The following is a 17991-nucleotide window of genomic DNA, read 5'->3' as shown; positions in this document are numbered from 1 at the left end:
CGTTTAGATGGGAGCGAAGCCCTGAATTTAAACCCTTGTAAATGAAATAAAGATAGCTTTTTTACTCGGCTTGCAACTCGGTTAAACTACGCGGCTCTATCGTTAATGTGTTTATTGAGGTCAGTTGTGGGGAGTACCCTGAATCCAAAACAGAGTGAAGCCGTTAAATATGTTGGCGGGCCTTTGCTCGTATTAGCTGGTGCAGGGAGTGGTAAAACGAGTGTAATTACGCGCAAGATTGCTTATCTCGTTAACGAGTGCGGTATTAAAGGCAGGAATATCGCAGCGGTTACCTTTACCAATAAAGCCGCGAGGGAAATGAAAGAGCGGGTTAGTCAGCTGATTTCGGGCCCAGATGCGCGTGGCTTAACTATTTCCACTTTTCACAACCTCGGTCTCAATATCATTCGAACTGAGCACGAGCGCTTAGGCTATAAACCAGGGTTTTCTATTTTCGATAGCGAAGATGCAAAAACCTTGTTGCGAGACATCCTCATGAAAGAAGGTGAGGAAAACAGCGATGTTCTCAATCTTGTCCAGATGCAAATTTCTAACTGGAAAAATGCAATGTGGACACCTCAAGTTGCGGTGAGCAAAGCAAAAACACCAGAAGATCTGCAAGCTGCCCAAGCCTATGTTCTATATGAGCGCTATTTGAAAGCCTATAACGCTTTAGATTTTGATGACTTAATTTTATTGCCTGTTTTGTTATTTAAAAATGAGACTGATGTATTACAAAAATGGCGGCAGAAAATTCGATACTTGTTGGTTGATGAGTATCAAGATACCAATCTCGCTCAGTATGATCTTGTTCGTATGTTGGTGCAGGAGCGAGAGGCGCTAACAGTCGTCGGGGACGACGATCAATCAATATATGCATGGCGAGGTGCGAGACCTGAAAATCTAGCCAAACTAGAGCAAGATTTTTCATCATTGAAACTTGTTAAGCTCGAGCAAAATTATCGTTCCACAAGTTTGATATTGAATGCAGCAAACGTCGTGATCGCGAATAACCCGCATGCATTTGAGAAAGCCTTATGGAGTGATATGAAAGGTGGCGAGCCTATTCGTATTATCCGCTGCCGTAATGAAGATGCAGAGGCCGAACAAGTTGCGGCTGAGATTCTCGATCAGAAGTTAAAGCGCGGTGTTTCGTTCAAAGATTTCGCAGTGTTGTATCGCGGTAATCATCAAAGTCGTTTATTAGAAATCAAGCTACAAGCGTTTCAGGTGCCATATCGCTTGTCAGGCGGTACATCTTTCTTTGCTAAAAATGAAATTAAAGATGCGATGTCGTATTTAAGGTTGTTGGTAAATCCGGATGATGATGCGGCCTTTTTGCGTGTTGTAAATGTACCGCGCCGAGAAATTGGTCCTAGTACACTTGAAAAACTAGGGAACTATTCAACGGAGCGAAACATCAGCCTCTATCAAGCATGTGGTGAGATGGGCTTGTCTCAAGTCTTGAATGAGCGCGCCTTAGAGAAAGTGCGTCGTTTTGCCTCATGGCTTGAGCGCACAACACGTCGTTGTTATGAAGAGGACCCTATTCCTGTACTCAAGCAACTCTTTACAGATATCGAATATGATCAGTGGCTTCATCAAAACGCAAGTTCGCCCAAGGCTGCTGAACGACGAATGGATAATGTCTGGTATTTGATTGATTCGATGCAAACGATGCTCGAGGCAGACAAAGGTACAGCAGACGAAATTGGCATCGATGAAGCAATATCGAAACTTGTTTTGCGTGACATGCTAGAGCAGCAAGAAGAAGAGGATGACAGCGACAAAGTTCATTTGCTGACACTTCATGCCTCGAAAGGGTTGGAGTTTCCCCATGTTTTCATTATGGGATTAGAAGAAGAAATACTACCGCATCGAAACAGTATCGAAGAAGATAATATCGAAGAAGAACGACGTTTAATGTACGTAGGTATTACGCGAGCAAAAAGAACCTTGGCGCTAACCTATGCGGCAACCAGAAAGCAGTTTGGAGAGAAAATAGAGACGATTCCGAGTCGGTTCTTGGATGAACTTCCAGACGAAGATCTTGTTTGGGAAGGCGGAGAAGAACAAGACAAAGAGCGTGCGAAGAAAAAAGGCAAGCAGACATTATCGGCATTGCTGGATGATCTGAAGTCTGACTGTTAAGCCAAGCCTTTAAGGTTTCAACATTTGAGTTCGTATTGCCTTTAGTGGGCGCCCATCAATGGTTGCTAGTCCAAGGGCGATGCATAACATTCCCAAATAATGACTTGTGGAGAGCTGTTCCCCGATAATCAGCCATCCTAAAAAGATAGCAGACACTGGCACCATAAACGTCACAAGAGATAGGTTGGTAGCGCCTGCGCTTGATAGCACAGCAAAGTAACCAATATAAGCTAAGGCGGTGCTTAATACTCCTAGGGCGAGCACGGCGAGCCAAGCTGTATGCGTCGCGACTTGTAGCTCACTAAAACCGTCAAAGCTTATGCAAACTGGTATGAGCCATAGGCTTGCCAAACTAGTTTGTGCTGCGGCAATTACAATCACGTTTACGTTCATGGCTTTGAATCTGCGCCCAAATACAGTCGCAATCGCATAGCATAATGCTGCACCTAAGATCGCAAATTGTGCGAGTGTGCTCGGGCTAATATTAGTATTAATTTGTGTGATTTGATCTGTACCGATCATGATCACGACGCCAACAAAGCCAAACACGACGCCACTTAATTTTGTAGGGCTTATTCGTTCGTCACTAAGGAATATTCCGGCGACCAAGATCGTAAATAATGGTGTCGTTGCATTCAGAATTGAGGCTAAACCCGAATCAATTTCTTGCTGCCCCCATACAATTAAGCTAAACGGAATCGCATTGTTTAGTAGACCCATCAGTGCTATTGCAACCCAGAATCTCGGTGAGGAAGGAATGGGAACTTTTCGCACGAAAGCTAATGTCCACAAGCAGGCAGCGGCAATCGTGACTCTTAGCCATGTTGTCGTGGTTGGAGAAAAATCGGGTAGGGTAAATTCATTGAATAAAAACGAACCGCCCCATAGGACGGATAAACCTATGAGGATCGCCCAGTCTTTTAAACGCATGGTGAGAGCTGTATTCATAGTATATCAATCAATGCGTTTGCATCGTAAAACGACGTATTTGGCGTGTTTGGCAATATTTTCGCAATTACCAAAGAGTTTCTTTAATGCAGTGTGATATCCAAGGTGGCGATTAGCAACAACCCAAAATTCTCCGTTTCTCTTTAGCTGACGATACGCATTTTTAAACATGCTCATCGCGATATCTGTGCTCATGGTTTGTTGCTGGTGGAAGGGCGGGTTGCAGACTATAAGATCCACTTTTGGGTATGATTCGGGAATATTATTGGCGCAGCTTGCAGAAAATCGCTCGCTTAAATAACGACTCGCGTTTCTTGTAGTGCTCGCGACGGCCATAAATGATTCGTCACAAAAATAGGTATGTTTGGGCTCAATAGTTTGAGCGCACATAATTCCCATGATGCCGCTGCCGCAGGCTAGATCGATGATCGTTTCAGCTTTTGGAAGCTCTTGTAGATAGTCTAGAAATACGCGAGTTCCAGGGTCCAGTCGCCCCTCCGCAAAAACATTAGCATCGCAGCTCAATTCGAGTCCATGTGTTGAATAGCTTCTAGGAAAAGGCGATCGGCCTTTCCACTTGTTTGGAGTGGGGTTGCAATGGATTAATCTTGATTTTCTTGAAGCTAAAGATTGTTCGCTAGGGCCTAGCAGCTTTTCAAAAATATCACGGGTGTTCTTGCTAAGACTTTTTACCATAGCGCTTGCTATGACAACAGAATGCTCGTTTATATGTTTTCTAATCGCATACAACTGATCTTCTAGAAAACTTAATGATTTGGGGATTTTAATAACGACAAGATCAAAGCTGCCTTCAAGTGATGTTGTGCTTGGAACAAGTTTCTCAGGTTCTTGTTTTGTATTCGCCTGCGTATTTAATCGAATAGCTGTCGATGACAAAAATGAGTCAGTTTGAATCGTGATATCAAATGCACGAAGCGCACAACTGATCGCGCCAAATTGGTCGTTTAAGATAAGAATTCGTTTATTGGACAGATCATGCTTACTCAGTTCTTCCAATAACAATGTGTCAGCGCCTTCCCATGCCTGCAGGTTCTGTTGAGCCTTACTATTTTTAAATAACGGATAGCGTTGAAGCGTTAGCGCACCAAAAGGACTGTCGTAGTGTGTGTTCATTTATCTCGCAGTGAAAGCAAAGAGTTTTAGATGACGAGGCTCAGCGCCAAGCTTAGCATGATGACACCAATAATTACTTCCAAGACTTGCCATGATTTTGCTTGGGCAAAGATTGGTCTTAGGAACCGAGCACCATATCCAAGTGAAAAGAAGAAAGTAAATGATGCGATAACGGCACCGAATCCGAACCAGTATTGTAACTCACCATATTGTGTAGAGATGGAGCCAAGCAATACTACAGTGTCCAAATAAACATGAGGATTGAGCCATGTAAAAGCAAGGCAGGTTAATATTGTCGTTAATATGCTTGATGTGTTTTCTTGGCTTTCGGTAAGCTCATGCTTAACAGTGCAAGCACTATAGAAACTGCTTAAGCCATAAAACAGTAAGAATATTGCACCGCCATAACGTGCAAGGGTTTCTATTTGCGGATAAGTAGTAACGAGAGCGCCAAATCCGAATACGCCTGCCGAAATAAGAATGGCATCTGAAAGCGCACAGATAAAGCAGCTAACAAATACATGTTCTTTTTTGAGTCCTTGCTTCAGAACAAATGCGTTTTGAGCGCCGATTGCCAAAATCAATGACAGGCCCAAAGAAAATCCTGTCAGTATTGCGCTCATTGCGTCGCTACCACCTTATATAAGCTCTTAGGTTCATACAGAAAATAATGATGTTGGCGATAAGCATTGCGATGCTACCTGTTAAAATCCCCAGCGTAGCCCAGCAAATATTAGCGGCCATCATGGTAATAAAGCCATAGCGATGCTTGCTGCCTAATTGATAGGTTGCCAAAAAGGTAAAGATCATTACAAGCCAATCGCAGCCGTAATATTGGAAAATTTCCACGATAAGGTATTTATGCTTTTTTGATAGCTCCAATGACTGCAAGCAGGATGACGGCACCTAAGGTGGCGCTAACGATCGAACCTAAAATTCCACCGGCGTACAAGCCAAGGAGTTGCAGTACGAAGCTGCCTATGAATGCGCCAACAATACCAACAACTATATTTCCAACTAAGCCAAACCCTATGCCTTTCATAATTTGGCCTGCTAGCCAACCCGCGATCACGCCGATTAAAAGTGCAAGTACTAATGCCTGAACGTCCATACTAAGCTCCAAATTGTGTGTATGCGTCAGTGACTGTAGTACGTAAAACTATGCTGCGTGCATATTTTTGTCATTGATTGAAAGCAATTGTTGCCCTCGTTTTTCTAGAAAAAGAAGGAGGCAGCGGCTGTCGCCAGTACGCTGCACCATACGATACAAACGAGTGTCGCGATGAGTCGTCGTGATGGCTGATTAGTTGGATTGATGACAAATTTGATGCCGAAGCCTAAAGGCAGTAAAAGCAATGCAAACAGTATGCTTTTAATCAGCATGGGCTGCTCTGTTGTATCGAAAAAGAAAAGAGCAACTAGGCAAACAAGCCCTATGAGCTGTATGGCGCGATCTTTTGGTGTTTGTTTCGCTTGTTTCATAGATGCATTTTACCCAAGTTTTGTAAGTTTATGGATGCGCAATTGGTTCAATTTTAGTTGATCTGATTTAAGCAGAAAGCGGAGCAGTATAAAGTAAATATCTAGATCAAAATGCGCCTTATTCTCTGCATTATTTTCGTGTTGATGAGCTTGAATTTCTGTCCCAATATGCGCGTTTAAGGGAACATAACCACGCTCTCTTAATTCTTCTTCTGATTCAATTTTGCCTAGATATTGCCATTGATCGATTAAGTGAAAGTGTTTGATTTCGTCATCATTTACGTCGTTTTCTTCCACGAGTATCGGCGTATCAAATGGCCATAAAACAAGTTGATGTTTATTCATCGCTACATCGATACGAGCATTATAGTCTTCGGCAGATTCAATTCCTTCGCATGCACCAAAGCAGCGATGTAATTGGCGTCTAAAACAGGGAGTGTTATCGAGCGGATTGCCCTCTAAACCAAGCAACTTGTAACAAAGAAAATAGTGATCTGCGAGTTTCTCTAATTGCTTGCTAGCCTGACGAGCGCTCCGGAATAGTCCCGCACTCTCACCTGGTTTTTGTTTACTGTTTATTTGTTGGGTGAGGACGGTTTTATAACCCTTTGAATTTTGTTCAATTTGAAAGCTATAAAGTTTTCTAGTACGTCGAAGCCTTCTGTTATAGAGCGGCGATAATGCTTTTATCTCATTGCTCTCGAGAATTTGTGCGCCGAAATCACTCGGTGTTCGCTTGAAATCGATATGCGCAACCTTAGTGCTCATAAGGAGTTCTTTGCTACTTCGATAATCATTGCTGAAATGACTCATGACACGAGCGCGTATGTTGACACTCTTACCAACGTACAAGAGAGAGCCTTCTTCGCTATAAAAGTAATAAACCCCCGCGGCTTTCGGAAGGGCTTTAATTTGTGCGGCTTTGATTTTTGGTGGTAAAGACGGCGTTTTCAGCAGGGGAGAGATAGCGCTTGCAAGCTCGTCAGTTGAATAGAGCTCAGTTGATTTTAAGAATAACTTCCAGATGATTAAGGCATCATCCAAAGCACGATGACGGTTTTCGATCGAAAAACCAAAACGCTTAATGATTGGGTCGATGCCATGCCGGTTGAATTGGGGGTACAGGGCACGACTAAATTTTACCGAGCAAAATGTTTTCGCTGAAAATTTAATGCCGACGCGTTCAAACTCGGTTTTGATGAAGCCATAATCAAAGCGAGCGTTGTGGGCGACAAACACTCTGTCCTTAAGTTTTTCGTACAATGAGTTAGCTATGTCCGAGAACTGTGGTTGGCCAACTAGCATGTTCGGTGTAATGCCGGTTAGCTTCGTGATGAATGGAGGAAGCTCTCTTTGCGGGTTGATAAAACTTTGCCAGCGTTCAACGATGGCACCATCATCAACAATTAATAGACCAATTTCGATGACTCGGTGCTGTTGAGGTTTGCCTCCTGTGGTTTCGCAATCAATGATCGCCATGCGCTTTGGAAAGCTTTCAGATAACTGCTGAACATTTTCAGTTGGAAAGAGGTCTGATTGCATTGTTTAAAACGGTTTATGACATTTGCAGAAGTTTTGGCATTACCCACCGGCATATTGCGAGTTGGCTGCCCCAATAGCCCTCGTGTTTTTCTAGCTTGTCGTCATAGCTTGCGCTTTTGCGATGATAAAACACATGCCCAACAGCGTCTGGCAGTGAAGATTTATCATCAAAGTTTTCTGCTGATATAAACGCTAAGCCTAAGCCGGGGATTCCTTTCAAGAATCCTGCTATAGGCAAGTGACAATGTTTGCAGGTTCCGCGCTGTAACGCCGGTGGTAGGCGATACGTCTTAAACTCTACATCTCGCTCATCTAGCTTTACGTGTTTTGATTTCACAACACAGACATCTGAGTAATTTGATTTATACAGAGCTTGGCAAATTTCACAGTGACAAAAAAAGCGTACAGCAGGCGTTTTCTCTACAGTAAATTTGGTTTTTCCGCACGGACAGCTGCATTGATGACTCATAGTATTTGCTCTGTTTGTGGTTGGGTTAGTAGTTAGTAATCAAGTAGTTCAGTGAGTTGTGTCTGCTCAGTTAAGATTTCTCTATCGCTAGGGGCAAGGCCTTTCCAGTGCTCTTTTACTTCGCGCCAGCTTCTCACTTGAAAGCTTTTAACAACTGATTTGAATGCGTAGCCTCGGAGTTTTCCTGTATAGATGTTTTCGCCCGAATCAAAACCTTGTTCATTAAATCTGTGTTTGCCATTTGCGACCGCGTCATTATATGCGCGCTCATTTTGAACCATCAGCGCAGCATATGTTCCCATCAAAATATTCATCAGCGTTGACAATTTTTCGTTGAAAATTAGGTTCTCATTAACGCAATTACTAGTTTCCATGAATTGGCCTTCGTCTATACGTTTTAGCCAAGCAAAAAGATTTGGTGCAATTTGTTTTATTTTGTCCGCGGCTTCCGGGTCGACAAGGTTCATTCCTAATTGACCATAGATGCTCGCATCGGTTAGAGAAAAGTGATCACCGAAAATATAGTTTTGGCGGCGAAATATTGCGTCTAACGCCTCTAATATAGCTTTCCAACTTTGTTCAAGTAGTTCGTGTGTTGGTGGGAAGTCTTCTTTTGTTGGCGGTGTTAGTGATGCGCGAACGCCTGCCTTGTATCCTTTCGGGGCGACGCTCATCAAATAAGGTAAACGCTTTACTTGGCGAGCTGGAAATGACCGAGATAAGAGCCAAGCGCCGCCGGGTGGTAATGCATTTTTAAACTCTGATGCGAGCAGTTTGCCCATTCTGTTGCTTTTTGTAGAGCCGACCCAGCGCATATGATGCACGAGATATAAGCCAAACTCATTGAATGCTTCATCGATAAAATGGGTTAAGAAGTTAAATAAGTGAGGCGAAGGAATAATGTTACGTCCTTCGCCTTCTTGTTCCATGCGTCTGAGAATACTAGAGCTATCGTATTCAAAAAATCGTTTATCATGGCTGAAATAGGGGAGCAGAGGATATTCGTCTAGCTCTTTATCCATATCAGGATAACGACTAACTTCTTTTCGTCGCTTGGCCGCTTCTAGTCTTAAGATAATTCGAGCATTCTCAAAGTGAGTGCCCATCGCAGGCAAGCGTCGATAGGCGATACCTTTGTATTGCAATGTAGCTTCGAGCTTTAAGGTGTAAGGGCTAAGTCTAACTCCCCAAATTACCGCTTCAGACATCTAAACCCTACTTAGTTGAACTCCAACGACATTGTCGCCGTTAGCATAGGCACAGATTTGGCTCATTTGCGTGTAGCTGATTCCGCTTTGCTTGTGCCATTCATTAAACGTTGCTTGTATTAGTTTTAGTTCTCTCAGAGAGCTCGGTTCACTTTTAATATCAAGCCCAGCGCTTTGCAATGTTAATACAACATCTCGTGAGAGGATAAAGGTGTCGCGCCCCATCATGCGAAGAAAATATTGTCCTGTATTCCCGCCTAGTCGCGAACCACGCTTTTTAAGCAGCTGCATCAGGCCAACTTGATCATCGGATGGCCAATGCGCGATTAATGAAGCGATACCTTTGTCTGTAAATCGCAGGTCGTACAAGAAAGATACATTGTCGCGCAGCGCTTTGATTTTTTGGCCGCTGCGCACAACACGCGAATCATCAAGATAGGCTTCCCATTGCTCATCTGAAAGTAGGGCCAAGGTGTCGACTTTAAAACCAAAGAATGCTTCTTCAAACTCCGACCATTTGCGATCAATGACCCTCCAACTGAAACCCGCGCGATTCACGCATTTTGTCATGGCTGCGAGATAACGATCTTCTGGAATCTGCTCTAGCTCACTGCTTGAGAAGTGCGTACTTAAAAGGTTTGCTAAGGCTGATTTTCCGCCTTTTCGTTCGATCGCTCTTTCTAGAATTGTGCTAAAAGCAGTGAGGTCAGTAGGGAGTGTTACAGCCATAATTATTCTTATTGCCAGACAAAACCGTGAATTCGTATCTAATCTTACGAAGCTTTATTTGTAAAGTCTCTAAAAAAGCATGGACTGCCCCTTTTAAATCTTACTTTAGCCCCAATAATTGCAGCTTCACTTAAAAGACTGGAGCAAATATGTCTGATTTAGATTTCTCAACGGATGAAGCAAAAGCATCCTACGGTGTTGGTTTACAAATGGGCCAACAATTAGCAAGCGTTTTTGAAGGCGTTTCACTTGAAGCTGCGCTTGCTGGTATTCAGGATGGTTTCGCAGCGAAAGCACCTCGCGTTGAGGGGCAAGACATCAATGCTGCATTTGGTGTAATTCAAGAGCGTATGCAAGCTGCAGAAGCGGCTAAAGCAAAAGAATTCTCTGCAGCGGGCGAAGCGTTTTTAGCTGAGAACGCTAAGCGTGATGAAGTGACAGTGCTTGAGTCAGGACTTCAGTACGAAGTCATTACCGAAGGTGAAGGCGCTAAGCCAACGGCAGATAGCGTTGTTCGCACACACTACCGTGGTACTTTGATCAATGGTGAACAGTTCGATAGCTCGTATGATCGTGGTGAGCCTACTGAATTCCCAGTTGGTGGCGTTATCGCAGGTTGGACAGAAGCACTTCAATTGATGAATATTGGTTCTAAGTGGAAGCTATATATTCCTTATCACTTAGCATACGGCGAGCGCGGTGCTGGTGGTGCGATTGGCCCATACGCAACGTTAGTATTCGATATCGAGTTGATCGAAATCGTAGGCTAAGCCTCCTCGAAAATAAAAAAACCGCCTTTGGGCGGTTTTTTTATGTCTGCAGTACGGGACAGTCTTTTTCTACGAGAAGCTGCAGCAGTCTCAGTCGTACACAGTTGGGATAGCTTGACGTTTGTGTTGGGTTGCCTGATAGGTCTCAATTAATCGATCTGAGACATGATCTTCGACCTCCCGTCCCTCAAGAAAATCATCAATCTGGTCGTATGAAATACCCAGCGCTTTCTCGTCCTCAAGTCCCGGGTCGTTGTCCTCAAGATCCGCCGTTGGCGCTTTGTGCACAAGATGCTCTGGTGCGCCGAGAGCGCTGGCAAGGGAGCGTACTTGGCGTTTGTTCAATCCGAATAATGGAATGAGATCGACCGCGCCGTCGCCGTACTTGGTGTAAAAGCCAGTAATATTTTCTGCGCTATGGTCAGTCCCTAATACAAGCCCCCCAAGTAAACCCGCAACATAATACTGAGATACCATGCGCACACGCGCTTTTACATTTCCCTTAGCGAAGTCGACGGTATAGGCGTCATTTGGCATAAGCTGTTGCTGGCTGAGTTCCTGTGCAACAGTGTCGTGTATTGCATCAGTACCTGGTTTCACGTTTAAGGTGATGGCGCGGCTTGGGTTGATAAATGTAATAGAGTCTTGTGCATCTTGTTCATCGCGTTGCTCGCCGTAAGGTAAGCGGACAGCAATGAATTGATACTCGCTAGAATTATTCTCTGCATTTAATTCATCGATTGCGCGTTGGGCGAGCTTGCCGCATGTGCATGAATCAATGCCGCCACTAATACCAAGAACTAAAGTTTTTTGGCCGGCGGCATTTAGTGTTTGTTTGATAAAGTTTGTACGACGTTCAATTTCGACATTTACATCGATCTCAGGTTGCACATGCATCTCTGTAAGAATTTCTGATTTGCTGACCATACTTTACACCTATTGTTTGTCAGTCACTCAGGGTGATATTAAATTCATGCCCTGTTTTGATATCTTGAAAGGTTTTTATTCTAAGAACCCAAAAGAAATCACGCTTAAGAGTGATCGACTTTCCTTCTGAATAAACTGCTTTTTAAATGATCCATCGTCATTGAAAGCGATTCCCTCAGGGTAGTTAGCCTTCAATACAGTGAGAGCATCTTCTTTCAATTTTAGTAAGCCTGTTTCGTCGTAGAGTTCCACCATCATTGCTAATGCTTCTTCGACGACGGGGCTACTAGGAAAATTTTCGACGACATAAGCCGCTCGATTTGCCGCAGCTGTGTACGCTTCGCGACGAATGTAATAGCGGGCTGCATGCAATTCATACGCAGCTAATCGGTTTCGGATCATTAGCATCCGTTTACGAGCATCGGCCGCGTATTGGCTTTCTGGATATTGATTGATGAGTTGCGCGAAGTCTTGGAAGGCTGTTCGCATATTGCCCGGATCGCGAGATGTGATATCAACATCAGTGAAAAATTGAGTTGCGATGCCTCCATCAAGATTGTAGTTAGCAACGCCTCGCAAATAGTACGCATAGTCTACGTTAGGGCTTTGAGGGTGCAGTCGAATAAAGCGATCGGCCGCGAGGATAGCGCCATCTAGATCGAGCGCACTGTAACGCGCATATACTAAATCTAACTGTGCTTGCTCTGCATATTTCCCAAATGGGAAGCGTGATTCGAGTTCTTCGAGCGCTAGCGTTGCTTGTTGGAAGTTACGAAGCTTGATCGATTTCTTAGCGGCTTCGTAAAGTTCTTTTTCACTGGATTCTTTTTTTGGTGCTGAGCTGCATGCAGCTAAAATCGTGGCGCTTAATACGATGATTAAACAGTGTTTGATCCACTGGGGCATAGTTGATGTTTCTCTTCGTGTTTACCGGGCCATGATCAATATTTGTTTAAAGGATTTGGATGAACACAGCTATAATGCGTCGATTATGTCATAACTTTGGGCTGTATCGTAAGAGTCCTACTGCACGGAATAGAAGATGAGTGAGCATACACGCGAGAGCGTAGAAGCGGATTTTGTAATTGATATGGAACATTCTGGGATGCGCTTAGATCAGGCGATTTCGGAATTGATGCCAGATTATTCGCGTTCGCGCCTCCAGCAATGGATTAAACAGGGTGCATTGACTGTAAATGGCGCAGTACTGAAGCCGAAAGAAAAAGTAAAAGTTAACGACTTCATCGAGCTCAGAGCGGAACTTGAAGCGCAGGGTGAGTGGAAGGCAGAGCCTGTTGATCTGGATATTGTTTATGAAGATGAAGCCATATTGATTATCAATAAGCCCGTTGGCCTTGTTGTGCACCCAGCAGCAGGAAATTATTCCGGAACGTTAGTTAATGGCTTACTTCATTATGATGCGAGCTTAGAGAATGTGCCGCGCGCAGGTATCGTGCATCGTTTGGATAAAGATACTTCAGGCTTGATGGTGGTCGCTAAAACCTTGCAAGCCCACGCGCATATTGTTGCTCAGCTACAAGATAGAAGTATGGGGCGTGAATATGAAGCCCTCGTAACGGGAGTTATGACAGGCGGTGGTACCGTCGATGAGCCAATTGCTCGCCATTCTCGAGATCGAAAGAAAATGGCAGTTACGCCTTTTGGCAAGAATGCCGTGACGCATTATCGCGTGGTTAAAAAATTCGATCACCATACGCATATTCGTGTGAAGCTAGAGACTGGGCGTACGCATCAAATTCGTGTTCACATGGCGCACATTGGTTATCCGCTTGTTGGTGACAGAACATACGCAGGACGTTCGAAAGTGCCGGCGGGAACGAGTCCTGAATTCAAAGAAGCATTGAAAGCTTTCCCTCGTCAGGCGCTGCATGCAAAAAAACTCACTTTGATTCATCCTTTAGACGAAGAAGAAGTGAGTTGGGAAGTAGACCTGCCGCAAGACATGCAGCATTTGTTGGCGCTTGTCGCAAACCCTGATGATGTCGGTGAGTGAAGACTCGATTCAACTTCGCGAGATGACTGCTCATTACTGTAGATATTTTTCTTAAAAGGAATCGTTTGTGTCACTAGATCTCATTCAGCCTAATTGGCCCGCGCCGAAGAACGTGCGTGCTTTTGTTTCGACTCGGCTCGGCGGTGTAAGTAAAGCGCCATATTATTCTTTGAATTTAGGCGGTCATGTTGATGATGATCCTGAAGCAGTGCAAGAAAATAGAGAGCGCTTTGCGCACGCGGTTGGGCTTGAAGCTGAGTCGATTGCTTGGTTAGAACAAGTGCATGGCACGGATGTTCTAGAACTGAATGAAGTGCCATCAGGTCTTTTAAAAGCGGATGCCTCCACAACAATGCAATCGAATCTAGCTTGCGTTGTTATGACTGCGGATTGCATGCCTTTATTAATGTGCGATTCGGCAGGTAAGCGTGTTGCAGCCGTGCATGCTGGTTGGCGCGGCATGGCTGATGGCGTGATTCAGGCTGCCTTATCTAAGTTTGATGATGCGAGTGAGGTGATGGTGTATTTGGGACCGACCATTTCTCAGTTAGGGTTTCAGGTTGGCGCTGAAGTAAAGGATCAGTTCGTATCGATTGATGCTGACTTTGATGCTGCGTTTTTGCCAGAGAACGAGAGCGACAAACTCATGTGTAATTTGTATGCGATTGCTCGAATGATCTTACGAAAGGCAGGCGTTAGCAAAGTCTACGGTGGAGGATTTTGTACCTTTGCTCAGTCCGAGCGTTTTTATTCTTTTCGTCGAGATGGGCATGTATCGGGGAGAATGGCCTCCCTCATTTACTTGTCATAAGCCAACAGGCTTAATCAAGTCTTAGATGATCAAAATACAGTGAGAATCCTTGCTCCGGTTTTGCGGAGAAAAGTGCAAGGCTCTGAATGTGTTTCATATCCATTGCTCTGCCTTGTGGCGCTTCACTTATTTCGGAAAGTGGAATCGATATTTTGTTCACGCCTTTTTGTATTTCGAAGCTGCGATTGAAGCGATCAACATACTCATGGTTATGTGTTTTGTCGTGTATTCGGAGTGTTAGTTTCTGTGGTGTGTCTGATTTCGAAAAAATATCAATGCGGAATTGATTGAAGTCAGACCAGTCGTCGTGAATATGCGGCACGCTAAACCCAGGGTATGTCGTGGTGGCAAAGTCCACTTTGAGCGTGGTGCTCGGGTTGTCCCAACCCTTTGGCTTGCTTACTAAGCTTAAGCTTGCTTTATCTCCTGGTCTGTAAAGGCGCATTTGCCACGCGTGCTCGAAATTGAGTAATGACGGAAGCTCTGCTTGACGTTGATACAGTGTGTAGGCGCCATGAGCTGGGACAAACATTGCACTAAAGAGTAAAAACAGCGCGAAGAATCGCACGATTATCTTCTTTTTAAAGGTTCGTTGCGTGCTGACAATAATCAAAATCGCGGAGCAGATACCAATAAAGTTGTAATAAATATCAATGAAACTCGCGCTGCGTTGAAAGAATGGTTGGGATAACTCAATCACGATGCCGATGATGAAACAGAAGCCGCCAACCTGAATCAGCTTCAGCCCCGAGTCTTTTGCTCTAGCAAGGTGGCTCAACAGAAGTGTTAAAAAGAAAAGAATATAGGTGTGGGCACTGTCATGAAGCGGCCCCCAAAACAAATTTTGATTCAATACGTTCTCAATTCCGACAGAGATACCGATAAGGCATGCGAGATAAATAAAAGAATAAAAATGATAAGAAATCATAAAGAGCGTCAATTAATTGGCGGTTCGACCTTGAATTGTTTTTGTTTGTTCCCATCTTAACAGGTAATCAAAATTTAGGTGCAAAGTGCGCCCCATAGTTCAGCGCTTAGGGAAGGCTTTAACGCAGTAATTAAAGTTTGCAGTAGCGCTCAAGGAGAATGGAATGCGAATTGACAGATTAACTAGCAAATTACAAATGGCTTTGTCCGATGCTCAGTCGATTGCACTTGGCAAGGACAATCAGTTTATTGAACCTGCTCATCTTATTCAGGCTTTATTAAATCAGAATGGAAGTTGCAGCGCTTTACTTAGACAAGTGGGCGTTGCGTTGAGCGATTTTAAGGCTGAGCTGAATAAGCTTGTTGAAGCGTTGCCGCAAGTTGAGGGTGGTGATGCGGATGTCCATATGTCGAACGACTTGGGTCGCTTGATGAATATGGCAGATAAATACACGCAAAAACGCGGCGACCAGTACATTTCATCTGAGATCGTCCTTTTGGCGGCAGTGGATGATAAAGCGGCTTTAGGTGCGCTTTTAAAGAAATTCAATGTCAATAAAGCTGCACTAGAAGCGGCAATTGACACGGTCCGAGGAGGCGAGTCTGTGAAAGATCAAGGTGCAGAAGACAATCGAGAAGCCTTAGATAAATACACTGTCGACCTTACAGCGCGAGCGGCAGAAGGGAAGCTTGATCCTGTGATCGGTCGTGATGATGAGATACGCCGAACTGTCCAGGTTCTGCAGCGTCGTCGTAAGAATAACCCTGTATTGATCGGTGAGCCGGGTGTAGGTAAGACCGCTATTGCAGAAGGTTTGGCGCAACGTATTGTGAACGGCGAAGTGCCAGAGGGTCTAAAAGACAAGCGAGTTCTTTCTCTTGATATGGGCGCGTTGATCGCAGGTGCTAAATTTCGCGGTGAATTTGAGGAGCGTTTAAAAGCTTTGCTAAATGAATTGGCAAAACAGGAAGGCCAAATCATCTTATTTATCGATGAAATTCATACCATGGTGGGCGCTGGCAAGGGCGAGGGTTCGATGGACGCAGGGAATATGCTCAAACCAGCTTTATCACGTGGTGAATTGCACTGTGTCGGCGCGACAACCTTGGATGAATATCGCGAGTACATTGAAAAAGATGCAGCGCTTGAACGCCGTTTCCAAAAGGTGGTGGTCGATGAGCCGACCGTTGAGGATACGATCGCGATTCTAAGGGGATTAAAAGATCGGTATGAAGTGCATCATGGCGTTGAAATTACTAACGCTGCGATTATCGCTGCAGGTAAGTTGTCTCATCGTTATATCAGTGACCGACAATTGCCAGACAAAGCTATTGATCTAGTAGATGAGGCTGCGAGCCAAATTCGTATGGAGATGGATTCGAAGCCAGAGTCCTTAGATAAGTTAGAGCGTCGACTCATTCAGCTCAAAATTGAACGAGAAGCTTTAAAGAAAGAAAAGGATGAAGGTTCAAAGAAATCCTTGTTAGAACTTAACAAACGTATTGAGACTGTCGAAAAAGAATTTGCCGATCTTGAAGAAGTTTGGACGTCAGAAAAAGCTGCCTTGCAAGGTTCGCAGCAAGTGAAAAGTCAGCTAGAGCAGGCGCGTGTTGAGCTTGATACAGCGCGTCGTAACGGTGATTTAGGACTTATGTCGGAACTGCAATATGGCAAAATTCCGGAGTTAGAGCGTCAGTTAGACATGGCGAGCCAGGCGGAGATGGTGGGTATGACCTTGTTACGTAACCGCGTGACAGAGGAAGAGATCGCCGAGACGGTTTCGAAATGGACAGGGATTCCTGTTTCGAAAATGCTAGAAGGCGAGAAAGAAAAGCTATTACGTATGGAAGATGCTTTGCATGAGCGCGTGATAGGGCAGCAAGAAGCGGTTAATGCGGTTGCTGATGCGGTACGTCGTTCTCGCGCAGGTTTGTCTGATCCGAATCGACCGAATGGTTCTTTCCTATTCCTTGGGCCAACAGGCGTGGGTAAGACTGAGTTGTGCAAGTCTTTGGCAAACTTCTTGTTTGATACTGAAGAAGCAATGGTTCGTATCGATATGTCTGAGTTTATGGAGAAGCACTCGGTCGCGCGATTAATCGGTGCTCCTCCTGGTTACGTGGGCTATGAAGAAGGTGGTTACCTCACTGAGGCGGTACGACGAAAACCTTATTCGGTATTGTTGTTGGATGAGGTGGAAAAGGCGCATCCAGATGTATTCAATATCCTATTGCAGGTACTTGAAGACGGGCGCTTGACCGATGGGCAGGGACGAACGGTTGATTTTCGTAACACGGTGATTGTGATGACTTCGAATCTTGGTTCAGATGTCATTCAGGCGAAAAGTTCAGGATATGTAGAAGCGAAGTATGATGAAATCAAAGATGCTGTGATGGAATCAGTTGCTGCGCACTTTAGACCTGAATTTATAAATCGTATTGATGAAGTCGTGGTTTTCCATGCTTTGGCAGCTGATCAAATTCAGGGGATTGCGAAAATTCAGTTGGCAAACTTAGAGGCTCGACTGAGAGAACAAGATTTAAGTTTGTCCTTCTCAGAAGAGGCATTGCTTAAACTTGCTGATGCAGGCTTTGATCCCGTTTACGGGGCGCGTCCTCTCAAACGCGCTATTCAGCGTCGCGTAGAGAATCCGCTTGCTCAGATGTTATTAGCGGGCGAGTTTGTGCCGGGAAGCGTGATTACTGTGTCTGTGAGTGGGGACGACTTAGTCTTTCATTAAGCTCGATATAAAAAGGCAGCCAATTGGCTGCCTTTTCTTTAACAATTCTCTGCGAGATAGGTTTGCGATAATGCGCGCTTATCTGCGATTTCTTCTGGGGTCATGTAACGCATTTGGCCGTTCTCTTTTATCCGTAAG

17 protein-coding genes are annotated in these 17991 nt (G+C 44.5%); 5 read left to right on the top strand and 12 right to left on the bottom strand.

Annotated features, from left to right (window positions below; all coding sequences use genetic code 11):
* Positions 1-126: 126 nt before the first annotated feature.
* The gene (gene rep / locus A3762_RS16645; protein WP_369820687.1) at positions 127-2151 is read left to right on the top strand and encodes a DNA helicase Rep; all 2025 of its coding nucleotides are present in this window, start codon (positions 127-129) and stop codon (positions 2149-2151) included.
* Between the two features lie 9 nt (positions 2152-2160).
* On the opposite strand, the gene A3762_RS16640 is transcribed toward rep, so the two are convergent.
* The 9 genes from A3762_RS16640 to A3762_RS16600 all read right to left on the bottom strand — a co-directional run bounded on the left by A3762_RS16640 (position 2161) and on the right by A3762_RS16600 (position 9663).
* Positions 2161-3099 carry a DMT family transporter gene (locus tag A3762_RS16640; RefSeq protein WP_068480314.1) on the bottom strand — a complete coding sequence of 313 codons (939 nt, stop codon included), beginning with the start codon at positions 3097-3099 and terminating at the stop codon, positions 2161-2163.
* 6 nt (positions 3100-3105) lie between these two features.
* On the bottom strand, positions 3106-4233 hold the full coding sequence (locus tag A3762_RS16635; RefSeq protein ID WP_068756714.1) for a methyltransferase: 1128 nt from the start codon (positions 4231-4233) through the stop codon (positions 3106-3108).
* A gap of 26 nt (positions 4234-4259) precedes the next feature.
* The gene (locus A3762_RS16630; RefSeq protein ID WP_068756712.1) at positions 4260-4856 is read right to left on the bottom strand and encodes a LysE/ArgO family amino acid transporter; all 597 of its coding nucleotides are present in this window, start codon (positions 4854-4856) and stop codon (positions 4260-4262) included.
* A gap of 236 nt (positions 4857-5092) precedes the next feature.
* Positions 5093-5344 (bottom strand): GlsB/YeaQ/YmgE family stress response membrane protein, encoded by a 252-nt coding sequence (locus A3762_RS16625; protein ID WP_068756710.1) that lies wholly within the window; start codon positions 5342-5344, stop codon positions 5093-5095.
* A gap of 104 nt (positions 5345-5448) precedes the next feature.
* Positions 5449-5715: a hypothetical protein gene (locus A3762_RS16620; RefSeq protein ID WP_068756260.1), complete on the bottom strand. Its 267-nt coding sequence runs from the start codon at positions 5713-5715 to the stop codon at positions 5449-5451.
* Positions 5716-5724: 9 nt separating this feature from the next.
* Positions 5725-7257 (bottom strand): 3'-5' exonuclease family protein, encoded by a 1533-nt coding sequence (locus A3762_RS16615; protein ID WP_068756709.1) that lies wholly within the window; start codon positions 7255-7257, stop codon positions 5725-5727.
* A gap of 13 nt (positions 7258-7270) precedes the next feature.
* A complete protein-coding gene (locus tag A3762_RS16610; RefSeq protein ID WP_068756707.1) occupies positions 7271-7726 on the bottom strand; it encodes a GFA family protein in 456 nt (151 codons plus the stop codon).
* 32 nt (positions 7727-7758) lie between these two features.
* On the bottom strand, positions 7759-8934 hold the full coding sequence (locus tag A3762_RS16605; protein WP_068756705.1) for a glutathione S-transferase C-terminal domain-containing protein: 1176 nt from the start codon (positions 8932-8934) through the stop codon (positions 7759-7761).
* Positions 8935-9663 carry a DNA-3-methyladenine glycosylase I gene (locus A3762_RS16600; RefSeq protein WP_068756703.1) on the bottom strand — a complete coding sequence of 243 codons (729 nt, stop codon included), beginning with the start codon at positions 9661-9663 and terminating at the stop codon, positions 8935-8937.
* A gap of 149 nt (positions 9664-9812) precedes the next feature.
* Between A3762_RS16600 and A3762_RS16595 the strand changes: the two genes are divergently transcribed.
* Entirely contained in the window at positions 9813-10433 is a 621-nt protein-coding gene (locus A3762_RS16595; protein WP_068756701.1) for an FKBP-type peptidyl-prolyl cis-trans isomerase, read from the top strand.
* 90 nt (positions 10434-10523) lie between these two features.
* Here A3762_RS16595 and nadE read toward each other — a convergent pair whose 3' ends face one another.
* Complete coding sequence (gene nadE / locus A3762_RS16590; protein WP_068756699.1) at positions 10524-11360, bottom strand: ammonia-dependent NAD(+) synthetase; 837 nt, start codon at positions 11358-11360, stop codon at positions 10524-10526.
* 75 nt (positions 11361-11435) lie between these two features.
* Entirely contained in the window at positions 11436-12266 is an 831-nt protein-coding gene (locus A3762_RS16585; RefSeq protein ID WP_068756464.1) for an outer membrane protein assembly factor BamD, read from the bottom strand.
* Positions 12267-12402: 136 nt separating this feature from the next.
* Here A3762_RS16585 and rluD point away from each other — a divergent pair, with 136 nt between their 5' ends.
* Together rluD and pgeF are read left to right on the top strand one after the other, a co-directional pair.
* Complete coding sequence (gene rluD, locus A3762_RS16580) at positions 12403-13374, top strand: 23S rRNA pseudouridine(1911/1915/1917) synthase RluD (protein WP_068756697.1); 972 nt, start codon at positions 12403-12405, stop codon at positions 13372-13374.
* A 67-nt stretch (positions 13375-13441) separates the two neighbouring features.
* Positions 13442-14185: a peptidoglycan editing factor PgeF gene (gene pgeF / locus A3762_RS16575; protein ID WP_068756695.1), complete on the top strand. Its 744-nt coding sequence runs from the start codon at positions 13442-13444 to the stop codon at positions 14183-14185.
* 10 nt (positions 14186-14195) lie between these two features.
* Here pgeF and A3762_RS16570 read toward each other — a convergent pair whose 3' ends face one another.
* On the bottom strand, positions 14196-15113 hold the full coding sequence (locus A3762_RS16570) for a carbohydrate binding domain-containing protein (RefSeq protein ID WP_068756693.1): 918 nt from the start codon (positions 15111-15113) through the stop codon (positions 14196-14198).
* Positions 15114-15276: 163 nt separating this feature from the next.
* Between A3762_RS16570 and clpB the strand changes: the two genes are divergently transcribed.
* On the top strand, positions 15277-17853 hold the full coding sequence (gene clpB, locus A3762_RS16565) for an ATP-dependent chaperone ClpB (protein WP_068502714.1): 2577 nt from the start codon (positions 15277-15279) through the stop codon (positions 17851-17853).
* The last annotated feature ends 138 nt before the right edge of the window (positions 17854-17991 follow it).

The organism is Oleiphilus sp. HI0125 (assembly GCF_001635355.1).
The sequence above is the reverse complement of the archived record's forward strand: the minus strand, read 5'-3'. Positions and strand labels throughout refer to the sequence as shown.

Bases quoted from the DNA above. Each gene is read 5' to 3' on its own strand.
- A3762_RS16620 (WP_068756260.1), bottom strand. From the start codon at position 5,715: ATGAAACAAGCGAAACAAACACCAAAAGATCGCGCCATACAGCTCATA.
- A3762_RS16615 (WP_068756709.1), bottom strand. From the start codon at position 7,257: ATGCAATCAGACCTCTTTCCAACTGAAAATGTTCAGCAGTTATCTGAA.
- A3762_RS16610 (WP_068756707.1), bottom strand. From the start codon at position 7,726: ATGAGTCATCAATGCAGCTGTCCGTGCGGAAAAACCAAATTTACTGTA.
- A3762_RS16630 (WP_068756712.1), bottom strand. From the start codon at position 4,856: ATGAGCGCAATACTGACAGGATTTTCTTTGGGCCTGTCATTGATTTTG.
- rluD (WP_068756697.1), top strand. From the start codon at position 12,403: ATGAGTGAGCATACACGCGAGAGCGTAGAAGCGGATTTTGTAATTGAT.
- A3762_RS16605 (WP_068756705.1), bottom strand. From the start codon at position 8,934: ATGTCTGAAGCGGTAATTTGGGGAGTTAGACTTAGCCCTTACACCTTA.
- A3762_RS16600 (WP_068756703.1), bottom strand. From the start codon at position 9,663: ATGGCTGTAACACTCCCTACTGACCTCACTGCTTTTAGCACAATTCTA.
- A3762_RS16640 (WP_068480314.1), bottom strand. From the start codon at position 3,099: ATGAATACAGCTCTCACCATGCGTTTAAAAGACTGGGCGATCCTCATA.
- A3762_RS16625 (WP_068756710.1), bottom strand. From the start codon at position 5,344: ATGGACGTTCAGGCATTAGTACTTGCACTTTTAATCGGCGTGATCGCG.
- A3762_RS16585 (WP_068756464.1), bottom strand. From the start codon at position 12,266: ATGCCCCAGTGGATCAAACACTGTTTAATCATCGTATTAAGCGCCACG.
- A3762_RS16635 (WP_068756714.1), bottom strand. From the start codon at position 4,233: ATGAACACACACTACGACAGTCCTTTTGGTGCGCTAACGCTTCAACGC.
- A3762_RS16595 (WP_068756701.1), top strand. From the start codon at position 9,813: ATGTCTGATTTAGATTTCTCAACGGATGAAGCAAAAGCATCCTACGGT.
- clpB (WP_068502714.1), top strand. From the start codon at position 15,277: ATGCGAATTGACAGATTAACTAGCAAATTACAAATGGCTTTGTCCGAT.
- nadE (WP_068756699.1), bottom strand. From the start codon at position 11,360: ATGGTCAGCAAATCAGAAATTCTTACAGAGATGCATGTGCAACCTGAG.
- A3762_RS16570 (WP_068756693.1), bottom strand. From the start codon at position 15,113: ATGATTTCTTATCATTTTTATTCTTTTATTTATCTCGCATGCCTTATC.